We start from the raw sequence: 2,318 nt of genomic DNA on the forward strand, positions 1-2,318 counted from the left end.
CTTCTGCAGGCATGGCTGTTAATGCATCGGCACAAGACGAAATCAAATTCGCAATGGAAGCAACTTACGCACCATTCGAATACATGGACGAGAACAACCAAATCCAAGGTTTTGACGTAGACCTAGCAAACGCACTTTGTGAAGAGATGAAAGCGACTTGTACTTTTCACAACCAAGCGTTCGATAGCTTAATCCCAGCGCTTAAATTCAAACGTTACGATGCCGCTATTTCGGCAATGGACATCACTGAAGCGCGTCTTAAACAAGTAAACTTCTCTAACGCTTACTACGACAACTCTGCAGCATTCATCTCTATTGAAGGCAAAGTAGCAGACCAAGCAGCACTAGAAGGTAAGCGTGTTGGCGTTCAAAACGGTTCAACTCACCAGAGCTTCCTACTTGAGCAAATGGCTGGCGTAACAGCGGTACCTTACTCAAGCTACCAAGATGCATTCATCGACATGAAAAACGGTCGTATCGATTCAGTATTTGGTGACACAGCGGTAGTAGCTGAATGGTTCAAAAAGCAAGACAACCTAACGTATGTAGGCGACCAAGTAACAAACCAAGAGTACTTCGGTAACGGCTTTGGTATCGCAGTAAACAAGAGTAACCAAGAACTTGTAGACCAGCTTAACGTTGCACTTGCAGCAGTGAAAGCGAACGGCGAATACGACAAGATCTTTAACAAGTACTTCGGTAAGTAATTTATGGAATTAACGGGTTACTCTTTAGGGCTCGTCGAAGCAAGCTGGATGACAGTTCAGCTTGCGTTCGTAAGCCTATTGGTTGGATTGGTTCTAGCAGTGTTGTTTGCAAGTGGTGAGATGTCTCGTCGTATTGCAATCAAATGGCCAACGACTGCATTTGTGACGATTGTTCGTGGTTTACCAGAAATTCTGGTCGTACTGTTTATCTACTTTGGTTCGACACAAGTTCTGTTCATGATCACAGGCGACTTCATAGAAGTGAGCCCGTTCTTATCTGGTGTTGTTGCACTGTCACTTATTTTTGCTTCTTACGCTTCGCAAACTATTCGTGGTGCGTTGAAAGCAGTAAGCAAAGGCCAGAGAGAAGCAGCAAGTGCGCTTGGTATTTCGCAATCTCATGCTTTCTTCAGAGTCGTATTGCCACAAGCTGTAAGACACGCGCTACCAGGGTTAACCAACCAATGGTTAGTGTTATTGAAAGACACAGCACTGGTTTCATTGATTGGCGTAACCGATCTATTGAAACAAGCGCAATTAACATCAGCAGCTACGCACGAAGCATTCACTTGGTACGCGACAGCAGCAGCTATCTATTTGGTCATCACTTTAATCACACAAAGATTGGTAAAAGTGATTGATGGTAAGTTCTCTATTCAAGGTTTGGGTAACAAAGGTGCAATGGCATGAATCAACAATACCTCTCCCAAATGCTTGAAGGCTTAGTGACCAGTCTTCAACTCACAGGTGCTTCATTGCTTGTTGGTTGTATCTTGTCATTGCTGATGACGGTAACACTAACCCTAAGAATACCTGCGATTCACTGGTTAACACGTGGCATCATTACTCTGTTTACCGGCACACCATTGTTGGTTCAGATCTTCTTGGTGTATTACGGCCCGGGTCAATTCGATTGGATTCGTGAAAGCTTCCTATGGGCATGGCTTAGCCAACCTTGGTTCTGTGCAATGTTAGCACTCGCACTGAACACCGCGGCATACAGCACGCTACTGTTCAGAGGTGCATTCAACGCGATTCCAGCAGGGCAGTGGGAAGCATGTCGCGCATTAGGCATGGACAAAATCGCAACGCTTAAAGTGTTACTGCCATACGCACTACGTCGCGCCGTTCCAGCTTACTCGAACGAAGTGATTCTAGTCTTCAAAGGCACGTCACTGGCAAGCACCATCACCATCATGGATTTGATGGGGTACGCTCAGCGTATCAACGGCCAAACCTACGACACGCTCACAGTGTTCGGCATTGCTGGCGCATTCTACCTAGCAGTGAACGGCGTATTAACGCTGATCTTCCGTCAGGTAGAGAAGAAAGCCCTCGCATTCGAAGCGGCATAAGCTAGCAATTCACAAGCGTAACTAACGTATAAAGCCTGCCATTTATTTTCGTATAAATGGCAGGCTTTTTTTGTGTTTGGGCATGTGCAGGGCACTGTGATTACACACAGTATGGGCGGGTTTTCGCTAAAATCATACTATATAGAAATATTCTGCATTTTGTCATTCAATGAGTTTATCTATGTTTTAAGTCACTGAAATACTGTGATTAATCGTGGTAGAGTCCCGTACATATGAAACTAGATAGAAAAATTCT

The 2,318-nt window shown here is 44.8% G+C and carries 3 protein-coding genes; all 3 read left to right on the plus strand.

The genetic code is table 11. From position 1 onward, the window contains the following. Nucleotides 1–11 precede the first annotated feature (11 nt). The 3 genes from AB4653_RS09510 to artM are packed head-to-tail and all read left to right on the plus strand — an operon-like array spanning nucleotide 12 to nucleotide 2,062. Nucleotides 12–707, plus strand: a complete 696-nt coding sequence (locus AB4653_RS09510) for a lysine/arginine/ornithine ABC transporter substrate-binding protein (RefSeq protein WP_372103979.1) — start codon at nucleotides 12–14, stop codon at nucleotides 705–707. A gap of 3 nt (nucleotides 708–710) precedes the next feature. Continuing rightward, nucleotides 711–1,397 (plus strand): arginine ABC transporter permease ArtQ, encoded by a 687-nt coding sequence (gene artQ, locus AB4653_RS09515; protein ID WP_017100134.1) that lies wholly within the window; start codon nucleotides 711–713, stop codon nucleotides 1,395–1,397. Next, nucleotides 1,394–2,062, plus strand: coding sequence for an arginine ABC transporter permease ArtM (artM, locus tag AB4653_RS09520; protein ID WP_102258486.1), 669 nt, complete (start codon nucleotides 1,394–1,396; stop codon nucleotides 2,060–2,062). Before artQ ends, artM begins: the two co-directional genes overlap by 4 nt. Nucleotides 2,063–2,318: the final 256 nt, after the last annotated feature.

Origin of the sequence: Vibrio sp. 10N.222.48.A3, from assembly GCF_041475345.1 — a bacterium.
GTDB lineage: Bacteria > Pseudomonadota > Gammaproteobacteria > Enterobacterales > Vibrionaceae > Vibrio > Vibrio tasmaniensis_A.